This is a genomic window from Pseudoalteromonas sp. XMcav11-Q (assembly GCF_040104525.1).
GTDB lineage: Bacteria > Pseudomonadota > Gammaproteobacteria > Enterobacterales > Alteromonadaceae > Pseudoalteromonas.
Genome location: NZ_JBECOX010000020.1, coordinates 47581 through 67965 on the forward strand (window position 1 = coordinate 47581; position 20385 = coordinate 67965).

The following is a 20385-nucleotide window of genomic DNA, read 5'->3' on the forward strand; positions in this document are numbered from 1 at the left end:
TTTCTCAATTCACAAGGTGATTAACGTATGAGCCCCGCAGCTGCACCTATTTTAATTACTGGTGGCGCACAGCGCATTGGACTTGCTTTGGTGAAACACTTTCTCGCTAAACAGCAAGCCGTCATATTGACGTATCGCACCAAACATCAAGTTATCGATGAACTAGCATCGCTAGGTGCCATTTGTATCAAGGCTGATTTTGACGAGCCAGAAGCAATCACACAACTCAACAACCAAATTCGTGCCCATACCGACGCACTCAGTGCCATCATCCACAATGCATCGAGCTGGGATTGTGAAGCCAACAACCCTGATTTTTCAGCATTATTCGACAATATGATGCGGATCCACGCTAAAGTCCCTTATTTGATCAATCATGCCTTGAGCGACTTATTGACAGCTAGCAATAACGTCAGCGATGTGATCCATATTACTGACTATGTAGTAGAAAAAGGCAGTCCAAAACACATTGCCTATGCCGCAAGTAAAGCTGCATTAGATAACTTAACTCGGTCATTTGCCGCTAAGTTTGCACCTAACATCAAAGTGAATAGCATTGCACCTTCTCTTATCATCTTTAATCAAGACGATAGTGACGAGTACAAGGCAAAAACCTTGAAAAAGTCTATTATGGGAATTGAGCCTGGTAGCAAAGAAGTTATCAATAGTGTCGACATGATACTCTCTAGCAACTATATGACAGGACGCACGGTACAAATCGACGGTGGCCGCCATTTGAGGTAACGCATTATGCAAGATAAATTACAACAGAGTTATAAAACGATTATTGAAGCCGTGGGTGAAGATGCAGACCGCGAAGGATTATTAGACACACCCAAGCGCGCAGCGAAAGCGATGGAATATCTGACTCAGGGCTACCGTCAAACACTGGATGAAATCACCAATAACGCGGTATTCAGCTCGGATGCCGATGACATGGTGCTGATCCAAGATATAGAGTTGTACTCTATGTGTGAGCATCACCTTCTGCCTTTCGTTGGCCGTTGTCACATCGCTTATATACCTAACGGTAAAGTGCTCGGCTTGTCTAAATTTGCCCGCATTGTTGATATGTTTGCCCGACGTTTTCAAATCCAAGAGCAGCTAACTCATCAAATCGCCAAGGCCGTTGAGGAAGTCACCGGTGCAAAAGGCGTTGGCGTGATCGTTGAAGCCAAACATATGTGTATGATGATGCGTGGCGTTGAAAAGCAAAACTCTAGTATGCGAACGTCTGTCATGCTTGGTAACTTCAGAAGCGACCCCAAAACCCGCAACGAATTTTTACAGCTAGTGAAAGGATAAGCACGCTATGTCGAATGCCATTATTAAGGTGACGAATTTAAGGCTACGTACCTTTATTGGTTTTAATCCCGAGGAGCGGGAGAAAAAGCAAGATGTCGTGATCAATATTGAAATTCACTACCCAGCGGATACGGCATGTTTAGATCATGATAACGTGGCTCACGCGCTTAACTACAAAACCGTGACCAAAGCTGTCATCACACTGGTAGAAGAAGGGCATTTTTTGTTACTTGAGAAATTAGTGGCCGACATACTCGCTGAATGTCATCAACATCAAGACGTGACATATGCAAAAGTCACCGTAGATAAACCGCACGCTTTACGGTTTGCTGACTCAGTGTCACTCACGCTTGATTGGTATAGAAGCTAAGCGATAAGACCCTGATATTCACTTCCTTGCCTTCTGGTGTTAAGAAATCACCTGTAAGGCAAGGTAAATCACCAGTGCATAACGAGCGCCTTTACCGAGCGCGACTAACACAAAAAACCACCCAAAAGAGGTTCGTAAAGACCCCGCTACCACAGTCAAAGGATCTCCGACTATGGGTAGCCAAGCAAATAGCAATGAAAACTTACCGTAACGATTAAATAGCCCACAAGCCTTATCATATTGCTGTTGAGAAACCGGAAACCAGCGCTTATCTCGCCACTTAGCGATAAACCAACCAAGATAGTAGTTCACACAGCTACCAAGTAAATTACCCATTGTCGCAGCCAGCCATAACCAAACCAGTTCGCCTTGTTGTTTCACAACGAGCCCACTCAGCGCCAGCTCCGACGACGCAGGTAATAGTGTTGCGGCAATAAAAGCAAGCCCAAATAAAGAAAGGTAAATCATATCAACGGCTATAAGAAATTGGACTTTAAGAAATCATCTAAGTGGGGCAATATACTGAAATGCGCGCAAGACTTCAAAAACACAGACACGGAAACAAGGAATAGACATGAAAACAACAATAAAAATGTTACTACTTAGTACCGTTCTCACCACCGGATTTAGTGACTGCAAGGCCTCAAACAAAGCGCTACCACAGGCAGACGATGGCTATCAGACCTATATCTACACCGGCGACTCCTTTAAACATTTGCAATTGACGGATATCAAAAACCAAGCTGTTAGGTTCGATGCTAATCACAAAAAGCTGGTGATTTTATTCGCGACTTGGTGCTCTGATTCGCAGCGTTTATTGAGTGAACTAAAACAATCTGAATTACTCACCCAGGCCGAGTTAACCATCGTTGCTATTGGCCGAGAAGAAACTAACACTACACTTGAGCAATTCAACGAAACCATGCAATTGCCCATCCATTTTGTTGCCGATCCCAATCGAGATATCTACAACACGTATGCCAACAAAGGCATTCCTAGAGTCATCTTGCTTGATGAACGCAACCGAGTGATGCAAACCCTCATCGGTGAGCAACCCAACACCTTATCAAAACTAAACTGGAATTAACGAGGTAACTATATGAATCCAGAGGTCGTTAGCATTCTCACGATGGCCAAAGTTATCCAAACCGCCGTTGCCCCTGTATTTTTAATTACGGGTATTGCTGCGACCTTAGGGGTACTATCAAACCGCTTAGCACGGATCACGGATAGGGCGCGTTTACTCGATCGCAAGATTAATACCACGCAAGATGAAGAACTCAAAATGCACTTTAGCCGTGAAATGCGCGCACTGTTAAAACGGTCTCGTTTTATTCACGTTGCATTTAGCATGAGTGTACTCAGTGCGTTGCTTGTGTGTGCAGTGGTTATGCTGCTGTTCATGTCACACTTGTACAGTATGCCATTGGGCATTACGTTATCGTCTTGTTTTATCGCCGCTATGGTGCTGCTTATTGGCGCATTTGTCTCTTTGCTGGGAGAAATCTTTTTAGCCACCCGCAGTATGCGCAGAGGCATGATATTCAAAGACATCGAGAGTTGATTATTTAAAACTAGTTGCCTCCGTCACAGGGCACTTATCGCAATTGTTTGATTATATTTGTAATTCACATTGAAAATAGGGAAAAATATTAGGGGTTTACTATGAAGAAACTACTTACCGTCACACTATTTAGCTGTCTTGCAGCAACAGCGCAAGCTAACACTATGTTTGAATCGGCTGAAGATGCAATTGAATACCGCCAAGCGTCTTTCCAATTGATCCGTTTCCAGATTGGTAATATGGGCGACATGCTAAAAGGCAAAGTACCATTTGATGCTGAAGTATTTAAGCAACGTGCTCACAACGCTGCGCAATTATCGCAAATGCCTTGGGAAGCATTTATCGACGGTTCTAACAAAGGCAATACTGATGCCCTACCAGCCGTTTGGTCAAACAGAACTGAGTTCGATGGTAAAGCCAAGCAATTTGCCGAGTATGCTCAAGCACTGGCTGTTGCAGCTGACTCTGGCGACAAAAAGCTGATTGCTTCTGCATTTAAAGATTGGGCAAAAGGCTGTAAAGACTGCCATAAATCTTTTAAAGATTAATCAAAACAAAACAGCCGCATATTTGCGGCTGCTTACTATCTGAATATCTCGTCACTTGCTTGGCTATCACCAACGACACAATAACTCAGACATCGCATTGAGTAACCCACAGCCCTGCTTAATCACACAGCCAAATTGAATTACTGTCAGTGCTAGACTCGTAGATGACGTTTAATGATCAGTCATCAATATAGTCGAAATCATCATCGCCTAGATTTCTACGTAGGCGTTTTTGCTCTAAGTAGTCGTCTAGCTTTCTTTTGACTTTACGCTTTTGCTTGTCATGTTGGTTACGACCCAACTTTTCAAATTCATCGTCTGCAAAATCATCATCAAGCGCATCGTAAGAGAATGTCTTACCCACAACTAACTCCAAAATAAAATAGTCATTAATAAAATGAGAGCCGTCTCTCAAGATCACTATTTAGCGCTAAATTGTCATTCTGAAAAGTGAGAGTTTCTTATCCTTACAATAAAAATTTTTTATCGCCTAATTCATTTTGACAAAAACAACTATATTTTAGTCAATTTCATCACTTTTAGAGCACATTAACTTTCAACAATATAACACAATATATTGATTTTACTTGGGTTTATATTTGGCACTGTTCTTGTAACAACAATCATGAAACTGAGCCAATAAGGATCGACCATGAATAAAATTTTACTACTAACAGCAGCAACAATGATGACAACCACCGTCGCTGCACACGAAAAAAATAACATCACGTTTAGCGGTGACAATTGTGAAGTAGAATTTCAGAATGACGTTAGGATCACACCTGATAACTTGGTGATCACAACGGCCAAAAACAAAACAGCTGAGATCAACAACCTTGGCGAACTGACACTCAATGGCGAGCGCCTCGCACTTAATACACAGCAAAAAAAGATGCTCACGCAATATGGTGATGAACTAAGAGGCCGCCTACCACAAGTGGCTGATATTGCTTTTGAAGGCATAAAACTAGCGGGCGTCGCCCTTAATGAAGTGGCACACACCTTTAATTTAACCAGTTTAGATAGCATCCATGCTGTGATCGATGATCTTGAAACAGAAGTGCAAAATACGTTTTATCAGCAAGGTGCGTTTGTGATGGGCAAGCAAACCTTTGATGAGTTTGGCCAAAATTTTGATAATCAGTTTGAAGAAAAAATCGAGACCGCAGTACAAGGTGCCATGATGCAATCGATAGGTAGCTTACTGGTTGCGATTGGCAACGAAATGTCAGATGCAAACGGTGATATGAGCAGCTTTGAACAACGTATGGAAAACTTCGCAACACAAATCGAAACCAAAGTTGAACAACAGGCAGAATCTATTGAGAAAAAAGCCGACGCACTGTGTGGCGACTTTGAGCAAATCGCGAAAAACGAAGCCATTGTCGCAAAGTCTATCCCCGCCATGTCAGAGTACCAACTGTTTAAATTTAAATAATCTGACGTTGGCATAACTTACATTTAATTAAGGGTACGTTATGCCAACCCTTTCCTTTGCGCATCAGCCAGCTCCCCCAGCGTTTTAATCGCTTGCTCTACCGACGCATCCCACGGCAAGCCATAACTGATACGTATACAATTTTGATACTTTTTGCTGGCACTAAATAGCGTACCAGGCGTAATACTGATCCCACACTCCAGGGCTTTTTGGAACAACAAGGCACCATCGACGTGCTTACCTAAGTCTAACCACAGCACACAACCGCCTTGCGGGCGACTGACTCTTACCTCACTACCAAATGCAACATTCACCGCTTGGATCATACGGTCTCGATTCTCAATTAACCGTTTACGGACCAACTTTAAATGGCGCTCGTAGCCTCCGGAGCTGAGAAAATCCGCCAGTGCCCATTGATTCATTAAAGATGATGAGCAACTCAACGCACGTTTTATGCGCTTTGCTTTTGCACTAAATTGACTGGCGACCATCCAACCCACCCGATAGCTAGGCGCTGCGGTTTTTGAAAATGACGCACATGTGATCACTAAGCCCTTTTGGCTAAATGCTTGTGCCGGAATGCCACGCTGCTCGGTAAAATATAAATCGCCATACACATCGTCTTCTATCAACACCACGTCACGTTGCTCTAATAGCGCCACCAGCTGCGCACGTCTCGTATCAGGCATAAAACTACCAAGCGGGTTACTAATACTGGTAGAAAACACACACGCTCGAATATCATGCTTTTCAAGTGCCCGTTCAAGGTCGCTCAGCCAAATGCCATCATCTGGGCAAACAGGTATTTCAATGGCCTTTAACCCTAAGTTTTCAGCCAGCTCAACAATGCCAAAATAACAGGGAGATTCAATCGCTATCACGTCTCCGGGCTTGGTTACCGCTTGTAACGCAATCGCCAATGCTTCTTGCGCGCCATTGGTGATCACCACTTCATCCATGTCTATTGCTAAACCCATATCCAAATAACGCCGCACGATTTGCTTTTTTAAGCTATCTAAACCGTCCATAGGGCCATAATTAATGAGTTCGTTCCCTGCTTCTTTCATTGCGCGGCGCATAATTTTGGCAAGAACCTGCTCAGTACCAGCAATGGCAATGGGGTTAGCGATACCTAAGGGGATTGCATGTGGCTGATGGATCCCCTTATACACTTGTTCAATCAACGCCTGCTTGTTCACCACTACAGGTTTGGCGGGCAATCGTGCACGCTTCGGTGAGTCGTTGTGCGAAGCTCTGTGACATAAAAAGTAGCCGGACTTCTCTTTGGCAATGACTTTTCCTTGATCTTCAAGTGCTTGATAGGCCTGCTTTACCGTTGGGATACTGACATTTAAGTTTTGCGCCATAACACGCAATGAGGGAAGCTTTTCGCCCGGTAAAATAGACTCTTGTTCTGCCATCGACAAGATCATTTGGATCACCTGCTGATAGAGAAAGGCGGAGTGTTGGCGTTGAATAACGGTACTCATAAGCAATCATCTGTATAGGTATAAATTAGCAAATTCTGTATATAGCTTATACAGAATAACAGCGTAAACTACAGACTTCCACTGCTGTTTGAATCTAGAGCCGATCATGAAAAATCTATTTCTTTACGCCATCACTGTGTTGATTTGGGGATCAACATGGCTTGCCATTGAATACCAACTTGGCAGCATCAACGAGTTTGTGTCGCTGTTTTACCGCTTTGGCCTCGCCGCGGTTTGTATGTGGGCGTTTGTCATCTATAAGCGTGTGCCAATGCGATTTTCTCGCCGAGATCACGGCTTTTTCATCCTCTTAGCGCTGTGTAATTTTGGTGCTAACTATCTCTTCTTATATTGGGCTCAGGCACATTTAACGTCAGCGATGGCATCAATTGCATTTTCATTATTATTGGTCGTTAACATCGTCAACACTAAGTTGTTTTTTGCCAAACCGATTGCAAAGCGAATTTACTTTGGTGCATCACTGGGCACGCTTGGGATAGTCAGCTTGTTTTGGCACGACTTGGTCGCATTTGATTTGCAAAGCGAGGCCTTCTTGGGATTATCATTAGCTCTATTAGGAACGGTGGTCGCGTCACTCGGTAATATGGTGAGCGTACGCAATTCTAATCAGCAAATTGATGTTATGGCGGGAAATGCGTGGGGCATGCTTTACAGCGCTGTCATGTTAGCAACCTATGTTGCCTTTAGTGAACATCAGTTTATCAACCAAGCGCCGGCATCATATTGGTGGTCTCTGATTTACCTCAGCGTGTTTGGCACCGTCATTGCCTTTGGTTGTTATTTCTCACTACTCAAAAATATTGGGCCTGAGAAAGCGAGTTATTTGATAGTGTTATTTCCTTTTGTTGCCGTGGCCTTGAGCACCTTATTTGAAGGCTTTGAGTGGCAGCAAAACACCTTTATTGGGTTTATTTTGGTCATCCTAGGTAATGCGATTGTACTCACGCCTTTAGATCGCATCTACGCTTGGTTGTCCATTCGGTCCCCAGTTAGAAGTTGAAGTCTTACCAATGCTTTAGCTTCTTACTTTTCAGCGCCATTTTATAATGGCGCTTTTTTTATGTTCAGAGCTCGGCGACAGCAAGTTATCGTCGCAGGCGTGCGCCCAACAATCTCGCCATCAGCCTCAATGTCATACCCCTCTTGTGCGATATAAAGCTCTGCAATGCGGCCGTGGTGCACATTTCTTGTACCCATATGGCGTTTAAGTAGCATATTGACAAACAATACCATCCGCTGCCAATGCGTTTGCGGCGTGAACCATAGTAGCTCCAGCTGACCGTCATCAAGGCAAGCCATAGGAGCAGGAGTTAACCCTGCCCCAAAGTGTTTGCCATTCGCAAGTAACAACATCATACCCTGCTCAGGCCACGTATTGCTGTGATAGCGAATGAGTTTGGCAGTAAATAGCGACATTAATCCCGCATAGGTATAGCTCAGCTTTCCTAGCCGTTTGGTTTGTCCTAAGTTATTCATGACATGCGCGTTAAAGCCAATCCCAGCAACATTGACAAACCAGCGCCCGTCGACTTTACCCAAATCAATACTCGAGATCTTGTCTGAAAATACAGCTGCTCGCCACTGTGCTTTGGAATAATGAAACTGCCGAGCAAAATCGTTGCCCGTCCCCGCTGGCAGCAGCGCAAGCGTGTTATCCCGTTCAGCAATGGCATTGGCGACTAGGTGCAAAGTGCCATCCCCCCCAATCACCACCACGCTCACTCCCGCCGTAGCTGCTTGAGCAATTGTGTCCCTATCTGCGACAAAGTTTCCAGTGGTATTAAACCAAGTTGCCGTCAACTGTTGTTGTGTTAATTGTTGCTTTAACCATGCAATTTGCGCTTTCCCCTCAGCACCCGCTAAAGGGTTGACTACCACCAGCATAAAAACCCTTAAATACAAAAACTCAACTTATATGAATAAAAAACCAAAACTAAAACCAAAAATCAAAAACAAAAACCACAAACACACATATTAATTGGGTTACAGCCTAATCAAGACAATCGCAACCATGCATAAACATGCAAAGAACCCATTAAAACAAAAATGAACAAACCATTAATTCATTAGTTATTTTTATCCGAAAACATCAATTTTTATCGTTTTAAATTTAAACAAATTGCGTGCAAAATAGCCTTGTTTTCAATCATAGCTTATTAGGAGCCAGACATGCTTAATTCAGCTGCACCTTGCAGCCCATCACAAAACACGTTTAACCAAACACAACCAACTAAACAACGTCGTATCAATTGGACGAAGTGGTTGGCAGTATGTGGTCAACACTTAGCGTTAAAAGACGTGATTATGTATAAGTAAGTCTGCACAGAGCATGGCGCCCCAACCCGCCATGCTCTCGTCAGCATTTGTTTCAATAGACCATAAAAGCACCACTTCAACCAGCATTTTTGTACAAAACCTCTTCGTCAAACCGCTAATTTCTAGCACAATTTTAAAAAAACCTCACTTTTAGCGCATTTTTTAAGCAAACAGTTTAAAAACGGTTTACAGCGCCTAAATCGCTAAGTATTATCTTTGCCCATGGAGAGATGGCTGAGTGGTTGAAAGCACCGGTCTTGAAAACCGGCATACGTTAATAGCGTATCTAGGGTTCAAATCCCTATCTCTCCGCCATTTTTAAAGTATTGCGCCGGAGAGGTGGCCGAGTGGCTGAAGGCGCTCCCCTGCTAAGGGAGTATAGGGTTTGTAGCCCTATCGAGGGTTCGAATCCCTCCTTCTCCGCCATCACTTATAAGAAAACCGCTTAATTGCGGTTTTTTTATGTCTGCGATTTATCACTTCCACACACAACTGGTCAGATGTCTTTAACCTATGCTATGTTGAGATCTGATTGGAGAAATGAGTGTGACTAATGAAAATCCATGTCTTAGAAGGCTATATTCAACATATTTATCTGGTTGAGCACGAAACGGATCTGCTGTTACTCGATGGTTGCTGTCGTGCTGATGTTGAGTTGGTCTGCAACTACATCCTACAACTGCAAAAGCCACTAAGCGCACTCAAGCTGATTGTGGTCACGCATATGCACCCAGATCATGCCGGTGGCGCGCATAAACTCAAAAAACTCACGGGCGCAAAGATTGCGGCCGCAAATGCTCCCAGTCAGTGGTATCGTGGTATTGATGGTGTCATGATGCACCTCTCCGATATGGCGCTGGCACTTTGGGTTGCTGGGAGAAAGCGCAAGGCCAAGCGTAACCTTTGGTATCCAAGACAATTATCACCAGATTTTTTCCTAGCCGACGGTGATAGCTTGCCCTACTTTAACGAATGGCAAGCGATACACACACCCGGTCATACGGATAGAGATTTGAGCTTGTATCATCTCCCCAGTAAGCGCATCTATGTAGCGGACTTGACGGTAAAAGTAAAAGGGCAATTTGTTGCGCCTTTTCCGGTATTCTATCCACGCTTGTATCGCCAATCTCTTGCCAAAGTAAAGGCACTACAACCCCACTCCGTGATCTTGGCGCATCAAGGAGAGGTACTTGCAGAAGAAATTGATTTCAACGCATTGATAGCGCGCGCGCCCAAGCAACCAATGACACATTGGCGCTCGGTGAAGAAGAAGACCAAAAAAGCACTAGGGCTAGGAAGCTAACTTTCGTTGATAACCTGCACCAACTGCGCGATGTCCTCCTGACTATTATAAATATGTGGTGAGACGCGAATACCGTAGCGACGATTATCCACAGCAATGCCTGCTCGCTTAAGCTGCTCCATCACTGCCTCATGCCGCGAGCCAAAATGCAGAATAGCGGTCCCAGAGCAAGCACTCTGCGCTGTAGGAGAGCGATAAAATTCAGGCAATGCCGCTTGTAACTCAGATAACAAAGCAAAGTTGTACGCTCTTACTTGCTCAACCCCAAGCTCGGCAAAATAGCCAAGGCTGTGCCCCGCATAGATATAAGGTGCCACACTTGGTGTACCGCCCCAAAAACGCAGCGCACTTTCACTCAGCGCAAAATGGTGAATATCAAACTCGAATGGATTTTGATGCGAAAACCAGCCAACGTCTTTTGGTTCGCAATAAGGCAAGACATCCTCATTCACCCAGATGAAACCGGTGCCAGGGCCACCGCAACTCCATTTCACACAAGAGCCGATAACGCAATCCGCGCCCCACTCGCTTAAATTTATTGGTAATACGCTAAGTGACTGAGCAATATCGATAATACTTCGACAACCATATTGGTTAGCAAGGCTAATGATGTCAGCGACAGGCGCTTGCTGACCGCTGTTCGAATAAACATGACTGACAAATACCCAGTCAATTTGCTCGTCAATATATTGCTGCCACACGCTCAGGTCGTGCATATTCATCGCTTCGGGAATATAAACAATCTCAATATTGTCCAGCGCATTTTGTAACGCAAACCCCATGCTGGGGAAGTCTTGCTCACTCATCAATACGCGTACTTTGCGAATGCCACTTTCGGGCAAACTCATCGCCCATTTCGTTAAACCACTGGAAAGGTTTGTTTGCGGACAAAACAGGCGCGCATCAGTGTGTAATAGAGAGGCTAAGGCTGAGGTAAAGCGATCAATACCGCTTAGCCACTGCTGCCAAGGCTCTTGATTTTGTTGTTGCCACGGCACCATAAATTGCTGATGGAAATCTTCCTCTGCAGATTTCAACATACGACCAACGGAATGACTCAATAAATAGCGACCCGTAGGCAAGTGAAAATCATCCCTATATTGCTTCATGCTTAACCCCTATTGCTTGACGTAATCGTTTTAAATCATGATGTCGAGTAAAGATATCAGCGCGCTCAGCAGCGGCTCGCCTATCTCTTAAGTCTGCGAGTTCTTTGAGTAAGACTTCAATCGGTGGACCACTGGCGGTCACTTTGCTTAAGTGCTGTTGCTGCATCGCCTGCGAAGGTTTGGCGATATACTTTTCGACGAGTTGATTGTGATGTTGTATGGCCGTATCTCCATGCAGCTTACACACTTGTATAAACAAGCTACAGGCAGGGCCAAACCAATCACTTTTCGGTCCTTTCAATGCACTCAGAAACGCATCCATTAAATTAGGCGTACGCATGCATTCACGCAGGGTTGCTTGGTCTTCTGGCATCATATAGAGGAATTTTTCCACCAGCATTTGACCGTAACTAATGTCATTAGCCGGGCATAACCCCAACATCATATCGATAACATTGATACCCGCAAAATCTCCAGCGTTTGCGCCACGATAGACCTCTTTACCAACTCGGTATGGTTTGTAATAGGGTCGTACAACGTAAAAGAATGCCTCGGGATCTAGTTCCTTAAATAACTCTCGATTAGACTCTATCACCTCAAGCAGCGCTTGCTTAACTTGTTTGAGTAGCACCAATGACATGGGATGGGAAATTCCCAAATGATGCACCTTCATTAACGATTCGGACGCGCGTTTATAGGCAAGAATGGCCTGAGTATTGTAGTCGATGAATAAGCGCTCTGCCGGATGAGAAGTAAAGCGCTTATACACGCCGTTGATTGCGCGGTTGTGTGTGGTGAGATGAGCCGTTGCGAAGCGCGGCGTAACTCCCAAAGAGGCACCAATGTGCATGGCCAGTGCCGATGCTTGCGTTAGTGGAGACACCTTTTCACGGCTTGGCTCGGTAATTTCGTGGCGTCTGCATGCAGCCATAAATAGACCAACGTTACCGAGTAAGTCGAATGCTTGCTCAAAGCCCTCGTCGGTATTGCCTTCTTCTAGCAAGGCTTGGACTAGCTGATTACCTTCTTCTAATAACTGTGCTTTTAGCGTTTCACCAACGCCTTCAACATTTGCTTTATCCTGTTGCTGCCAATAAAGATGTTCAAGCTTGTCGTTAAGGTCGACAAACGGACCTCTAATCCAAGCGTCAAATTGTACGGCTAATGGACTCATGATTACTTCTCGTGATTATTCCACAGTTAAGGCTAGCAAATCACCACGAGCATAATTTGCCAATTTTCTCTAAAAGTTTAATACTGATTAGCAAGAATCACTCTTTTATTTGGTTTATGTCGGTAAATCTAGATGCCAAGGACAAATTGCTCCTTAACGCTTTGCAACATAATGCACGTTTGAGTAATGCCTCACTCGCCGAAAAGGCAAACCTTTCCGATACTCCCTGTCTTCGACGCGTAAAACGCTTGCAAGATACAGGAGTAATTTCAGGCTATCATGCGGCACTTGATAGAGCGCAAGTTGACCTAAGTATTTTGGTTTATGCATTTATAAAGCTCAGTGAAAATACCGCAACTGCAGCGCATTTATTCGAACAACACGTGGAATCTGAAGATCAGGTGATCAGCTGTTCGGTGATCTCCGGAAGTTATGATTACCTGTTGGAAATCGTAGCAAAGGATTTGCCCAGCTATGAACAGTTCGCCAAACATCAACTGGGGGCCTGTAAGGTGATTAGCGGGATTGAATCAACGATTGTACTCAAGCAAACTTTTGCAAAACGCATATTACCGATCCGCTAACCATTTTTATCGTCATCCGTTCTCGCTATACTGCATGTGATTTTATGCTCATAAGGACCGACTATGCGCCACTACCTTACCTCCACAGTATTTGCTTTTAGTCTGCTTGGCTCACCTTTGGTCATCGCACAAGACTGTGTTACCCAAGTGAGTGATATGTCGCTATTCACCAAGAGCAAAAAGTCGGGATTATTCCGCGAAGCAATCGATAAAGGCCCCGTCACCGTCGATGTAGGGAATGTAAAAAACTATAACGATTACATTCGTTCGACTAAGCAAATTATTGAAAGCCGCAATCCTCGCGCTACACTGCCGTGCCCGTTAATGACGCCCACTGCAAAAATACTCAACCTGACAAACCCCAAGGTAAGTGACTTAATCGCGCCATTTACACTTAAGCATGACAACAAAGATCACGCCATTTTACTTATCCATGGTCTGACCGATTCTCCTTTTACTTTTCACTACCTTGCGGCAGCACTCTATGAAGCAGGATACAATGTCAGAACCATGTTACTGCCAGGCCACGCGACTGCACCAAGCGATTTAACCGAAGTTGATATTGACGATTGGCAAACCCATACGGATTATGCCATCGTACAGACGAGCCAAGATTTTAAGCATTTTTCCGTACTTGGTTATTCCACGGGTGCCGCCTTGGTGCTGAGTAGCATAGCGAAGCACAAGCCCAATAATTTAGGCTCTGTTGCACTTATCTCACCCGCCACGGAGCCACATAATAAGAACGGCTGGCTAGCCAAATGGATTGATTACGTGCCATTTGTCAATTGGATAGATGAAGACGCAGATTTGGATTTCGCCAAATATGAATCTTTCCCATGGCATGGCGCAACGTTAGCCCATCAGGCTATGGCGCCACTCAAATCACTCACCACTTTGCCAGATGTACCGATGTTTATCAGCTATAGCGATGTCGATACCACCATAGACAATCATGCAACGGCAAAGCTGCTAGAAAAATGGCAACCTAAATCAACGTTGACCCAATTTATCTACTCGGAAACGCCATCGACTAAGCAAGGTGTGAATTATCGGAGCGTGAAAGCCGACAACATTGTCGATATGTCTCATATTGGTATTTTGCAGCCACCTGAACATATTTTTTACGGCCGCAAAGGGCTCTATCGTAATTGCACCAGTTACCATTTAGAAGACCAAGCCTTCATTAACTGCCGCACAGGTAAAACCGTCCATTTTGGCGAGCGTCACGAGAAAAACATGACGCAATACGCTTTTCTTGCGCGGATCACGTTTAACCCTGATTACAGCAACTTTGAGCAAGCACTGCTCGCATTTTTTGACGGCCACAATGACTGAGTACCAACACAGGTTTATTCATTCTCTAACTGAAGTGACAGAAGCACAGTGGGACTGTGTTTCACCATCACATGTATTTACGAGCTACGCGTGGCTGCTTGCATTAGAGTTGAGCGGCTGCACCAGCAAAGAGACTGGCTGGATACCACATCACCTAATGATTGAACGCCAGAGCGAGTTGATTGCAATTTTACCAGGCTATATTAAATCGCACTCTTATGGCGAGTACGTTTTTGATTGGGCTTTTGCTGAAGCCTACGAGCGCCATGGATTAGATTACTATCCGAAATGGCTATGTGGCGTCCCCTTTACCCCCACTCAAGGGCCAAGAATATTAACTAAACGTCTATCTTCTTGCTTGCTTGAATATATTGACGCTACGCTCTCGAGTCTCGCCCAACTAGACATTAGTGGAGTCCATATTAATTTTTGTCGTGAAAGCGATTTTCTCACTCAAAGTCATTTAACGATGCGCCGCAATGTGCAATTTCATTGGCATAATCGAGGTTACGCCGAGTTCGATGATTTTCTCGCACGACTCACATCAAGAAAGCGTAAAATGGTCATGAAAGAGCGCCAAGCTGTGACAGCTCAGGGTATTAACATAAGTTGGACTGTTGGCAGAGAAATAAGCACAGCACAACTTGATGCGTTTTTTCTTAGTTACCAGCTCACCTATCTTAAGCGATCGCGACACCACGGCTATCTCTCTCGCGACTTTTTTCAGCAAGTTATCACCTCGATGCCAGATAAGTTTCGTCTTTGCTGCGCCTACTTAAACCACGAAATTATTGCCACTAGTTTATATCTTGTGGATGGTGATACCTTGTACGGTCGCTATTGGGGCGCAATTGAGGATAGTTACGACTTTTTGCATTTTGAGCTGTGTTACTATCAAGGCATAGAGTACGCCATTGCTAATCAGCTTGCTGTCTTTGACGCGGGTGCTCAAGGCGAGCACAAGTTAGTGAGGGGTTTTGAGCCGGTGTGGAGGCAATCGTATCACCGCTTATTTCAACCTGACTTTCAACACGCGCTCGAGGATTTTACCAAGCGCGAAGCTGACGCACTCGGGCATTACTTTACCGAGTGCCAAGCAAAACTACCGTTTAAACACCAATAAGCGATTATTAGCCGGCATCGCATAGTCTTGCTGTAGTGTAAGTTCTTGCTCTGCCGCAAGCGCCAATACCCATTCTTGATCGCGAATGCCACTCTCTTTGTCTTGCGATTTTAAATACGCATCAAACTCTCGGTTACTCTCGCTGGTAAATTCACCTTGATAATTAAACGGCCCATAAACTATCAGGTAGCCGCTTTCTTTAAGGTGTCGTCCAACGCCTGCAATTAAACGCTCAACGAGCGTTGATGACACAATGTGCAAGGTATTAGCGGTATAGATCACATCATAACGCTGATTAACAGGCCACCCATGGTGTAAGTCTAGCGCCAATGGCGGTAAAGCATTTTCTAACTCGGCGTCATCAAGCCACGCTTGAATACCTGCGTGATTAACCTCCCTGTCCGCCGTCTGCCACGTTAAATGCGGTAACGCCGCAGCAAAGTGCACCGCATGCTGACCCGTACCAGAACCTACCTCTAGCACTTCCAAAGGTTTATTTAGATAGGGAGTGAGCTTTTCTAATATTGGCTGTTTATTGTTTTCACACGCTTGAGAGTATGGTTTTGTCATCTCGTTTGCACTATTTTGATCGATTTATGCGCCTCATTGAGGCAAGAATTTATCTCAATTGCAAGGCAAATAGCTAAAATTTCCACTAAGCAATTAAAATTAGAAAAGAAATTTATTTTGGTACAACTTCTGCTAAGTTTAAAGAGTACTAAGAGGAGAAACGAGCATGAAAATTTCAGAGATCACCCAAATGCCAAGCCAACTTAAAAGCGAAGGACTTGTTCTGAAGAAGCGTAAAAATACCTTCACGAAAAGTCGTGCTTACCGACAAGAAGTCGCTAACCTGATGCAACTCGAAGAACAAGAGAAAGAGCATTCAGAGCAGCAATATCTCCTCGGCTATAATTAATACCAATTGTATTAGGTGAATGAGCTATTTGAAGCGGAGAAATAACTTTAGTAGCTAGGCAAAAATTTTGCTATTTAGTTGTTCTAAATGAGAAATTTTTAACGACGCTAATATGGTATTTCACCCTTCAAATTGATTGGAGACTTAGTGCAATTGGTATAAGCTCAATCACACTTTCTTAAATTCATTTCAGACTCATAGTGAGCTGCTATGGTGAATGCTAAACAAATCGTTTGGCAGTGCGAATACTAAAGCTTGAATTGCCAACCAAACGATGTAATGATAACCATTATCATTACATCGTTTGGTTTTGTATTTATGCAGCTAGCTACTTTATTACAAACTTATCGTGCGAAGCTTAATCGCCACTGCCAGCGACCACAACTTGAGGCGCCGCTCTTGGTTGCGGAATATATTTCGGCAGGCATAGGCATGGCGAAATGGTACGAGCGCCATAATAACCCGCTGCTGCAAGAGCTTTATCTTAAAAATACATTGTCCGAACTGTTAGAACAGATTGCCGATCCACTCGTTGATACAGCCATACGTAAACAATGCATGGATCAATTATTTAAACCTTTGTTGGCACTAAAACGGTTTTATAAACATCACCATACTTCGTCACGGCAATTTTTGAAGCTCCAGCGAGATGCGTGCCAAACCTGCCAGCAGTTTAACCCTTTTTATTAGGAGCAACGATGACTACATTTCGTCAAGAATCCGATAGTATGGGAACATTAGATGTTCCTGAGCATGCGCTCTACAAGGCGCAAACACAACGCGCTGTAAATAACTTTCCTATTAGCGGGATCACAATGCCAAGTAGCTTTATCAAAGCCTTGGCCTATATCAAACAAGCCGCAGCAGAAACCAATCAATCCCTTGGCCATCTATCAAGTGATAAAGCAAAAGCAATTGTGAGTGCCTGTCAGCAGCTAATTGATGGCAAACACTTAGATCAATTTCCGGTAGATGTCTTTCAGACTGGCTCTGGTACCAGTTCAAATATGAATGCCAACGAGGTGATCGCCACGTTGGCGACTGAGTTAAGCGGTGTCGCAATTCATCCTAATGATGACGTTAACATGGGTCAAAGCTCAAACGATGTGATCCCAACGGCGATTCACGTGAGTAGTGCAATCACAGCGGTGTATGACCTTCTACCAGCACTAAAACACTTATCTAGTAGTATTGAACAAAAAGCAGAGCAAGTTGGCCATCACGTCAAAACTGGCCGGACGCACTTGATGGATGCAATGCCAGTGACCTTTGCACAAACATTAAGTGGCTGGCAAGCGCAAGTAGATAATGCCTGTCAGGGCATTGTTCATTCCTTAGAAAAAGTCTACGAGTTAGGTCAAGGTGGAACAGCGGTAGGCACAGGTATTAATGCCGATCCTCAGTTCGCTAAATTATTTAGCCAAAACCTGAGCACTAACATCGGGATCCGTTTCAGTAAAGGCAACAACTTTTTCTATCATATCGGCTCACAAGACGCGATTGTGGGACTTTCAGGCCAACTTAAAACCTTTGCAGTAGCACAAATGAAGATAGCCAATGACTTGCGCTGGATGAATTCAGGACCGCTTGCTGGCCTAGGTGAAATCGAGCTTGAGGCGCTACAACCAGGCTCTTCAATCATGCCAGGTAAAGTAAACCCAGTTATTCCAGAAGCGGCTGCAATGGCCAGTGCTCAAGTGATAGGTAATGACGCAACGATTAGTGTTGCAGGCCAGTCTGGCAATTTTGAGCTGAATGTTATGCTGCCAGTGATTGCATTAAATATTTTGCAAAGCATTGAGATCCTCTCAAATACCGCGAGGTTACTTGCGGACAAAGCTATTTCAAGCTTTAAGGTGAATGAGCTGAATATTCAAAAGGCACTGGCTAAAAACCCGATTTTAGTTACCGCATTAAATCCTGTGATCGGGTATGAAAAAGCAGCACAAATTGCCAAGCTTGCCTACAAAGAAGGACGCCCAATCATAGAGGTCGCTGCTGAGCAAACCGATCTGAGTGAACACGAGCTCCAATCATTACTCGATCCGCAAAAACTCACCAAAGGCGGTCTATAGCGCTGTCCCTCACAGCCTGCGATCACATATAGTGTATGCAGGCTGCAGAGCTTGCTATTCCTTAAGGACTTGCGTAGTTTAATTAGCAAACATTAGGAGAGCATATAATGAACAAGATGATCCCCACTTTACTTGCAACTTTTTTGCTGTTTGGTTGCCAAGAAGAAGTAACTAAAGAAGATGCTGTAGAACAAAAAGCACAAGAGACCAAGCCTGTAAGCGAAAAGCGCACCGAAATTAAAGAATCAAAAGAAGCAAGCTTACCTATTCAACAAGATGGTAAAAAGCTCGATACCTCTGACATCAAAACCCATAAACAGTCATTGGAAAGCGTCGTGGCCGACAAAAGCTGTGATAACGATACCCAGTGTAAAGTCATTGCCGTTGGCGATCGTGCCTGTGGTGGCCCTTCTTCTTATCTAGTGTATTCAACAAGATCAGCAGATGAGGCCCAAGTTAAGCAGTTAGCGGAGCAAATTACTACATTAGAGCGCGCCTATAATATGCAAAATCAGATGATGAGTATCTGTCAGCATTTAATTGAACCCGCAACACAATGCGTTGAAAATAAGTGTGTTAAACTAGAAAATAGTCGTCCTACATACTAGAGGCAATAATGAAGTTAGCTATTTCTCTCGCTTGCATCGGCACACTAATTGCGGCGTTATCTGGCTGTGAAATAACACCAAGCGATGCAACAAGTCGCTCGAATGCTACGCATACACTCAGCGATATAAAAGCAAATATAGGATGTGATGCAAGCTATCAGTGTAAAGTAATTGGAGTAGGTGAGCGATTAACCTGTGGTGGACCAAGAGAATACCTGATCTACTCAACGAAGCATACTGATGAGCAAGATGTAGAAGCTGTCGTTAGCGCCATTACAGAGCAAGAAAAGCTGAATAACAAAGGAAAAGCGCCAGCGGTTAGTTGTGAACCTGTGATGCCAATACAAACACTATGTATTGCCCATACCTGTCAGGCTGTGCCTCTATAGACTGATGAGCACTCAGGTTATCGGATAAGCTCATTGATCACTGAGATCACCATCACTAACAGCGCACAAATACTCGCATTAATAATGTACTTCACTTCAAGCTGCTTCTTAATCCAATAGCTATACATAAAGCGAATTAAGTAAGTGGCTGAAGTACCAAACAATGCAAATATTACCAACAGTGCAATTAAATGAAATGACACGCTAAATCCCCGCTTTTTAGCCCATCATATCGTTAATTGACCCTTCCTTATAGCCCTTATTGCATAAAACCATATAGCAGCTTCTCGCTTACAAATGCTCGGTGGATAAACCACCTCCTACCATGTTGCACTGTGCCTATACTGTGGTAGGAGCGCATTTACTTAGGTTTAGAAAACCTCGCGAGATTTTTCCGGAACTTCATTGCAAGCCATCGGCGGGTAAACCGCCTCCTACCATGTTGTACTGTGCTTATAATACTATGGTAGGAGCGAGTTTACCTCGCAAGATTTTTTAAATCACACATAGCAAAAAAACCGTCGCATTACTGCAACGGGTTTTTCTTATAAGGCCCTGACGATGTTCTACTTTCACATGGGAAGCCCACACTATCATTGACCGGGGCCGACCCTTCGGCTGTTTTGTTTCACTTCTGAGTTTGGGTGACGAGAAACCGAAGCACCGCTTCGCAGTTCGAGGAAGTGAGCGCAAGGACGCGCGAAGGGGAGA

General features: G+C 44.2%; 26 protein-coding genes and 2 tRNA genes. 20 read left to right on the forward strand and 8 right to left on the reverse strand.

Going from position 1 to position 20385, the window contains the following annotated elements:
* The first annotated feature begins 27 nt into the window (after positions 1–27).
* From folM to folX, 3 genes are read left to right on the forward strand one after another with little or no spacing between them, the layout of a single operon-like run.
* The gene (gene folM, locus ABMY45_RS21770) at positions 28–744 is read left to right on the forward strand and encodes a dihydromonapterin reductase (protein WP_095727080.1); all 717 of its coding nucleotides are present in this window, start codon (positions 28–30) and stop codon (positions 742–744) included.
* Between the two features lie 6 nt (positions 745–750).
* Complete coding sequence (gene folE, locus ABMY45_RS21775; RefSeq protein ID WP_010604208.1) at positions 751–1305, forward strand: GTP cyclohydrolase I FolE; 555 nt, start codon at positions 751–753, stop codon at positions 1303–1305.
* Positions 1306–1312: 7 nt separating this feature from the next.
* Positions 1313–1675 (forward strand): dihydroneopterin triphosphate 2'-epimerase, encoded by a 363-nt coding sequence (gene folX / locus ABMY45_RS21780; protein ID WP_010378103.1) that lies wholly within the window; start codon positions 1313–1315, stop codon positions 1673–1675.
* A 39-nt stretch (positions 1676–1714) separates the two neighbouring features.
* On the opposite strand, the gene ABMY45_RS21785 is transcribed toward folX, so the two are convergent.
* Positions 1715–2143, reverse strand: coding sequence for a YqaA family protein (locus ABMY45_RS21785; protein ID WP_095727083.1), 429 nt, complete (start codon positions 2141–2143; stop codon positions 1715–1717).
* Between the two features lie 106 nt (positions 2144–2249).
* On the opposite strand from ABMY45_RS21785, the gene ABMY45_RS21790 reads away from it, so the two are divergent.
* The 3 genes from ABMY45_RS21790 to ABMY45_RS21800 all read left to right on the forward strand — a co-directional run bounded on the left by ABMY45_RS21790 (position 2250) and on the right by ABMY45_RS21800 (position 3787).
* Positions 2250–2762 carry a thioredoxin-like domain-containing protein gene (locus tag ABMY45_RS21790; protein ID WP_227387641.1) on the forward strand — a complete coding sequence of 171 codons (513 nt, stop codon included), beginning with the start codon at positions 2250–2252 and terminating at the stop codon, positions 2760–2762.
* 12 nt (positions 2763–2774) lie between these two features.
* Complete coding sequence (locus tag ABMY45_RS21795) at positions 2775–3239, forward strand: DUF2721 domain-containing protein (protein WP_017219384.1); 465 nt, start codon at positions 2775–2777, stop codon at positions 3237–3239.
* Between the two features lie 101 nt (positions 3240–3340).
* A complete protein-coding gene (locus tag ABMY45_RS21800; protein ID WP_227387642.1) occupies positions 3341–3787 on the forward strand; it encodes a cytochrome c in 447 nt (148 codons plus the stop codon).
* 178 nt (positions 3788–3965) lie between these two features.
* On the opposite strand, the gene ABMY45_RS21805 is transcribed toward ABMY45_RS21800, so the two are convergent.
* Positions 3966–4151, reverse strand: coding sequence for a hypothetical protein (locus ABMY45_RS21805; RefSeq protein ID WP_010604204.1), 186 nt, complete (start codon positions 4149–4151; stop codon positions 3966–3968).
* 288 nt (positions 4152–4439) lie between these two features.
* Here ABMY45_RS21805 and ABMY45_RS21810 point away from each other — a divergent pair, with 288 nt between their 5' ends.
* Positions 4440–5225, forward strand: coding sequence for a YggN family protein (locus ABMY45_RS21810; protein WP_227387643.1), 786 nt, complete (start codon positions 4440–4442; stop codon positions 5223–5225).
* A 38-nt stretch (positions 5226–5263) separates the two neighbouring features.
* Here the strand turns inward: ABMY45_RS21810 and ABMY45_RS21815 are convergent, their stop codons facing one another.
* The gene (locus ABMY45_RS21815; protein WP_026345634.1) at positions 5264–6715 is read right to left on the reverse strand and encodes a PLP-dependent aminotransferase family protein; all 1452 of its coding nucleotides are present in this window, start codon (positions 6713–6715) and stop codon (positions 5264–5266) included.
* Between the two features lie 106 nt (positions 6716–6821).
* Between ABMY45_RS21815 and ABMY45_RS21820 the strand changes: the two genes are divergently transcribed.
* On the forward strand, positions 6822–7736 hold the full coding sequence (locus ABMY45_RS21820) for a DMT family transporter (RefSeq protein WP_039490974.1): 915 nt from the start codon (positions 6822–6824) through the stop codon (positions 7734–7736).
* Between the two features lie 41 nt (positions 7737–7777).
* Here the strand turns inward: ABMY45_RS21820 and ABMY45_RS21825 are convergent, their stop codons facing one another.
* Positions 7778–8620, reverse strand: coding sequence for a YegS/Rv2252/BmrU family lipid kinase (locus ABMY45_RS21825; protein WP_174171010.1), 843 nt, complete (start codon positions 8618–8620; stop codon positions 7778–7780).
* A gap of 285 nt (positions 8621–8905) precedes the next feature.
* On the opposite strand from ABMY45_RS21825, the gene ABMY45_RS21830 reads away from it, so the two are divergent.
* From ABMY45_RS21830 to ABMY45_RS21845, 4 genes are all read left to right on the forward strand, one after another.
* A complete protein-coding gene (locus ABMY45_RS21830; RefSeq protein ID WP_017219379.1) occupies positions 8906–9052 on the forward strand; it encodes a hypothetical protein in 147 nt (48 codons plus the stop codon).
* 224 nt (positions 9053–9276) lie between these two features.
* Positions 9277–9367: transfer RNA gene (locus tag ABMY45_RS21835), tRNA-Ser, on the forward strand.
* 18 nt (positions 9368–9385) lie between these two features.
* Positions 9386–9478 (forward strand) — tRNA-Ser (locus tag ABMY45_RS21840).
* Positions 9479–9605: 127 nt separating this feature from the next.
* On the forward strand, positions 9606–10355 hold the full coding sequence (locus ABMY45_RS21845; RefSeq protein ID WP_206472087.1) for an MBL fold metallo-hydrolase: 750 nt from the start codon (positions 9606–9608) through the stop codon (positions 10353–10355).
* On the opposite strand, the gene ABMY45_RS21850 is transcribed toward ABMY45_RS21845, so the two are convergent.
* Both ABMY45_RS21850 and ABMY45_RS21855 read right to left on the reverse strand, forming a co-directional pair.
* Positions 10352–11464: an aminotransferase class V-fold PLP-dependent enzyme gene (locus ABMY45_RS21850; RefSeq protein ID WP_206472085.1), complete on the reverse strand. Its 1113-nt coding sequence runs from the start codon at positions 11462–11464 to the stop codon at positions 10352–10354. The genes ABMY45_RS21845 and ABMY45_RS21850 overlap by 4 nt on opposite strands.
* Positions 11451–12638, reverse strand: coding sequence for a monodechloroaminopyrrolnitrin synthase PrnB family protein (locus tag ABMY45_RS21855; RefSeq protein ID WP_206472083.1), 1188 nt, complete (start codon positions 12636–12638; stop codon positions 11451–11453). The genes ABMY45_RS21850 and ABMY45_RS21855 overlap by 14 nt, the downstream gene beginning before the upstream one ends.
* A 116-nt stretch (positions 12639–12754) precedes the next feature.
* Between ABMY45_RS21855 and ABMY45_RS21860 the strand changes: the two genes are divergently transcribed.
* The 3 genes from ABMY45_RS21860 to ABMY45_RS21870 all read left to right on the forward strand — a co-directional run bounded on the left by ABMY45_RS21860 (position 12755) and on the right by ABMY45_RS21870 (position 15683).
* Positions 12755–13222 (forward strand): Lrp/AsnC family transcriptional regulator, encoded by a 468-nt coding sequence (locus ABMY45_RS21860; protein WP_128725299.1) that lies wholly within the window; start codon positions 12755–12757, stop codon positions 13220–13222.
* 63 nt (positions 13223–13285) lie between these two features.
* Entirely contained in the window at positions 13286–14560 is a 1275-nt protein-coding gene (locus ABMY45_RS21865) for an alpha/beta fold hydrolase (protein ID WP_227387644.1), read from the forward strand.
* Positions 14553–15683 carry a GNAT family N-acetyltransferase gene (locus ABMY45_RS21870; protein ID WP_206472079.1) on the forward strand — a complete coding sequence of 377 codons (1131 nt, stop codon included), beginning with the start codon at positions 14553–14555 and terminating at the stop codon, positions 15681–15683. The genes ABMY45_RS21865 and ABMY45_RS21870 overlap by 8 nt, the downstream gene beginning before the upstream one ends.
* Here the strand turns inward: ABMY45_RS21870 and ABMY45_RS21875 are convergent.
* Positions 15663–16253 (reverse strand): DUF938 domain-containing protein, encoded by a 591-nt coding sequence (locus ABMY45_RS21875; RefSeq protein ID WP_174171016.1) that lies wholly within the window; start codon positions 16251–16253, stop codon positions 15663–15665. The two genes, ABMY45_RS21870 and ABMY45_RS21875, sit on opposite strands and share 21 nt — an antisense overlap.
* Before the next feature lie 166 nt (positions 16254–16419).
* Here ABMY45_RS21875 and ABMY45_RS21880 point away from each other — a divergent pair, with 166 nt between their 5' ends.
* The 5 genes from ABMY45_RS21880 to ABMY45_RS21900 all read left to right on the forward strand — a co-directional run bounded on the left by ABMY45_RS21880 (position 16420) and on the right by ABMY45_RS21900 (position 19674).
* Complete coding sequence (locus ABMY45_RS21880) at positions 16420–16602, forward strand: hypothetical protein (protein ID WP_010378070.1); 183 nt, start codon at positions 16420–16422, stop codon at positions 16600–16602.
* 279 nt (positions 16603–16881) lie between these two features.
* The gene (locus ABMY45_RS21885) at positions 16882–17292 is read left to right on the forward strand and encodes a hypothetical protein (protein ID WP_010604192.1); all 411 of its coding nucleotides are present in this window, start codon (positions 16882–16884) and stop codon (positions 17290–17292) included.
* Positions 17293–17300: 8 nt separating this feature from the next.
* Positions 17301–18677, forward strand: coding sequence for a class II fumarate hydratase (locus tag ABMY45_RS21890; protein ID WP_102055810.1), 1377 nt, complete (start codon positions 17301–17303; stop codon positions 18675–18677).
* A 107-nt stretch (positions 18678–18784) separates the two neighbouring features.
* Positions 18785–19285, forward strand: coding sequence for a hypothetical protein (locus tag ABMY45_RS21895; protein WP_211867404.1), 501 nt, complete (start codon positions 18785–18787; stop codon positions 19283–19285).
* Between the two features lie 8 nt (positions 19286–19293).
* Positions 19294–19674 carry a hypothetical protein gene (locus ABMY45_RS21900; RefSeq protein ID WP_102055808.1) on the forward strand — a complete coding sequence of 127 codons (381 nt, stop codon included), beginning with the start codon at positions 19294–19296 and terminating at the stop codon, positions 19672–19674.
* A gap of 17 nt (positions 19675–19691) precedes the next feature.
* Here ABMY45_RS21900 and ABMY45_RS21905 read toward each other — a convergent pair whose 3' ends face one another.
* Positions 19692–19877, reverse strand: coding sequence for a hypothetical protein (locus ABMY45_RS21905; RefSeq protein WP_010378060.1), 186 nt, complete (start codon positions 19875–19877; stop codon positions 19692–19694).
* Positions 19878–20385: the final 508 nt, after the last annotated feature.

What these genes read in the sequence shown, in the direction of transcription:
- folM (WP_095727080.1), top strand. Translation starts at nt 28, where the DNA reads ATGAGCCCCGCAGCTGCACCTATTTTAATTACTGGTGGCGCACAGCGC.
- folE (WP_010604208.1), top strand. Translation starts at nt 751, where the DNA reads ATGCAAGATAAATTACAACAGAGTTATAAAACGATTATTGAAGCCGTG.
- folX (WP_010378103.1), top strand. Translation starts at nt 1,313, where the DNA reads ATGTCGAATGCCATTATTAAGGTGACGAATTTAAGGCTACGTACCTTT.
- ABMY45_RS21785 (WP_095727083.1), bottom strand. Translation starts at nt 2,143, where the DNA reads ATGATTTACCTTTCTTTATTTGGGCTTGCTTTTATTGCCGCAACACTA.
- ABMY45_RS21790 (WP_227387641.1), top strand. Translation starts at nt 2,250, where the DNA reads ATGAAAACAACAATAAAAATGTTACTACTTAGTACCGTTCTCACCACC.
- ABMY45_RS21795 (WP_017219384.1), top strand. Translation starts at nt 2,775, where the DNA reads ATGAATCCAGAGGTCGTTAGCATTCTCACGATGGCCAAAGTTATCCAA.
- ABMY45_RS21800 (WP_227387642.1), top strand. Translation starts at nt 3,341, where the DNA reads ATGAAGAAACTACTTACCGTCACACTATTTAGCTGTCTTGCAGCAACA.
- ABMY45_RS21810 (WP_227387643.1), top strand. Translation starts at nt 4,440, where the DNA reads ATGAATAAAATTTTACTACTAACAGCAGCAACAATGATGACAACCACC.
- ABMY45_RS21815 (WP_026345634.1), bottom strand. Translation starts at nt 6,715, where the DNA reads ATGAGTACCGTTATTCAACGCCAACACTCCGCCTTTCTCTATCAGCAG.
- ABMY45_RS21820 (WP_039490974.1), top strand. Translation starts at nt 6,822, where the DNA reads ATGAAAAATCTATTTCTTTACGCCATCACTGTGTTGATTTGGGGATCA.
- ABMY45_RS21825 (WP_174171010.1), bottom strand. Translation starts at nt 8,620, where the DNA reads ATGCTGGTGGTAGTCAACCCTTTAGCGGGTGCTGAGGGGAAAGCGCAA.
- ABMY45_RS21830 (WP_017219379.1), top strand. Translation starts at nt 8,906, where the DNA reads ATGCTTAATTCAGCTGCACCTTGCAGCCCATCACAAAACACGTTTAAC.
- ABMY45_RS21845 (WP_206472087.1), top strand. Translation starts at nt 9,606, where the DNA reads ATGAAAATCCATGTCTTAGAAGGCTATATTCAACATATTTATCTGGTT.
- ABMY45_RS21850 (WP_206472085.1), bottom strand. Translation starts at nt 11,464, where the DNA reads ATGAAGCAATATAGGGATGATTTTCACTTGCCTACGGGTCGCTATTTA.
- ABMY45_RS21855 (WP_206472083.1), bottom strand. Translation starts at nt 12,638, where the DNA reads ATGAGTCCATTAGCCGTACAATTTGACGCTTGGATTAGAGGTCCGTTT.
- ABMY45_RS21860 (WP_128725299.1), top strand. Translation starts at nt 12,755, where the DNA reads ATGTCGGTAAATCTAGATGCCAAGGACAAATTGCTCCTTAACGCTTTG.
- ABMY45_RS21865 (WP_227387644.1), top strand. Translation starts at nt 13,286, where the DNA reads ATGCGCCACTACCTTACCTCCACAGTATTTGCTTTTAGTCTGCTTGGC.
- ABMY45_RS21870 (WP_206472079.1), top strand. Translation starts at nt 14,553, where the DNA reads ATGACTGAGTACCAACACAGGTTTATTCATTCTCTAACTGAAGTGACA.
- ABMY45_RS21875 (WP_174171016.1), bottom strand. Translation starts at nt 16,253, where the DNA reads ATGACAAAACCATACTCTCAAGCGTGTGAAAACAATAAACAGCCAATA.
- ABMY45_RS21880 (WP_010378070.1), top strand. Translation starts at nt 16,420, where the DNA reads ATGAAAATTTCAGAGATCACCCAAATGCCAAGCCAACTTAAAAGCGAA.
- ABMY45_RS21885 (WP_010604192.1), top strand. Translation starts at nt 16,882, where the DNA reads ATGATAACCATTATCATTACATCGTTTGGTTTTGTATTTATGCAGCTA.
- ABMY45_RS21890 (WP_102055810.1), top strand. Translation starts at nt 17,301, where the DNA reads ATGACTACATTTCGTCAAGAATCCGATAGTATGGGAACATTAGATGTT.
- ABMY45_RS21895 (WP_211867404.1), top strand. Translation starts at nt 18,785, where the DNA reads ATGAACAAGATGATCCCCACTTTACTTGCAACTTTTTTGCTGTTTGGT.
- ABMY45_RS21900 (WP_102055808.1), top strand. Translation starts at nt 19,294, where the DNA reads ATGAAGTTAGCTATTTCTCTCGCTTGCATCGGCACACTAATTGCGGCG.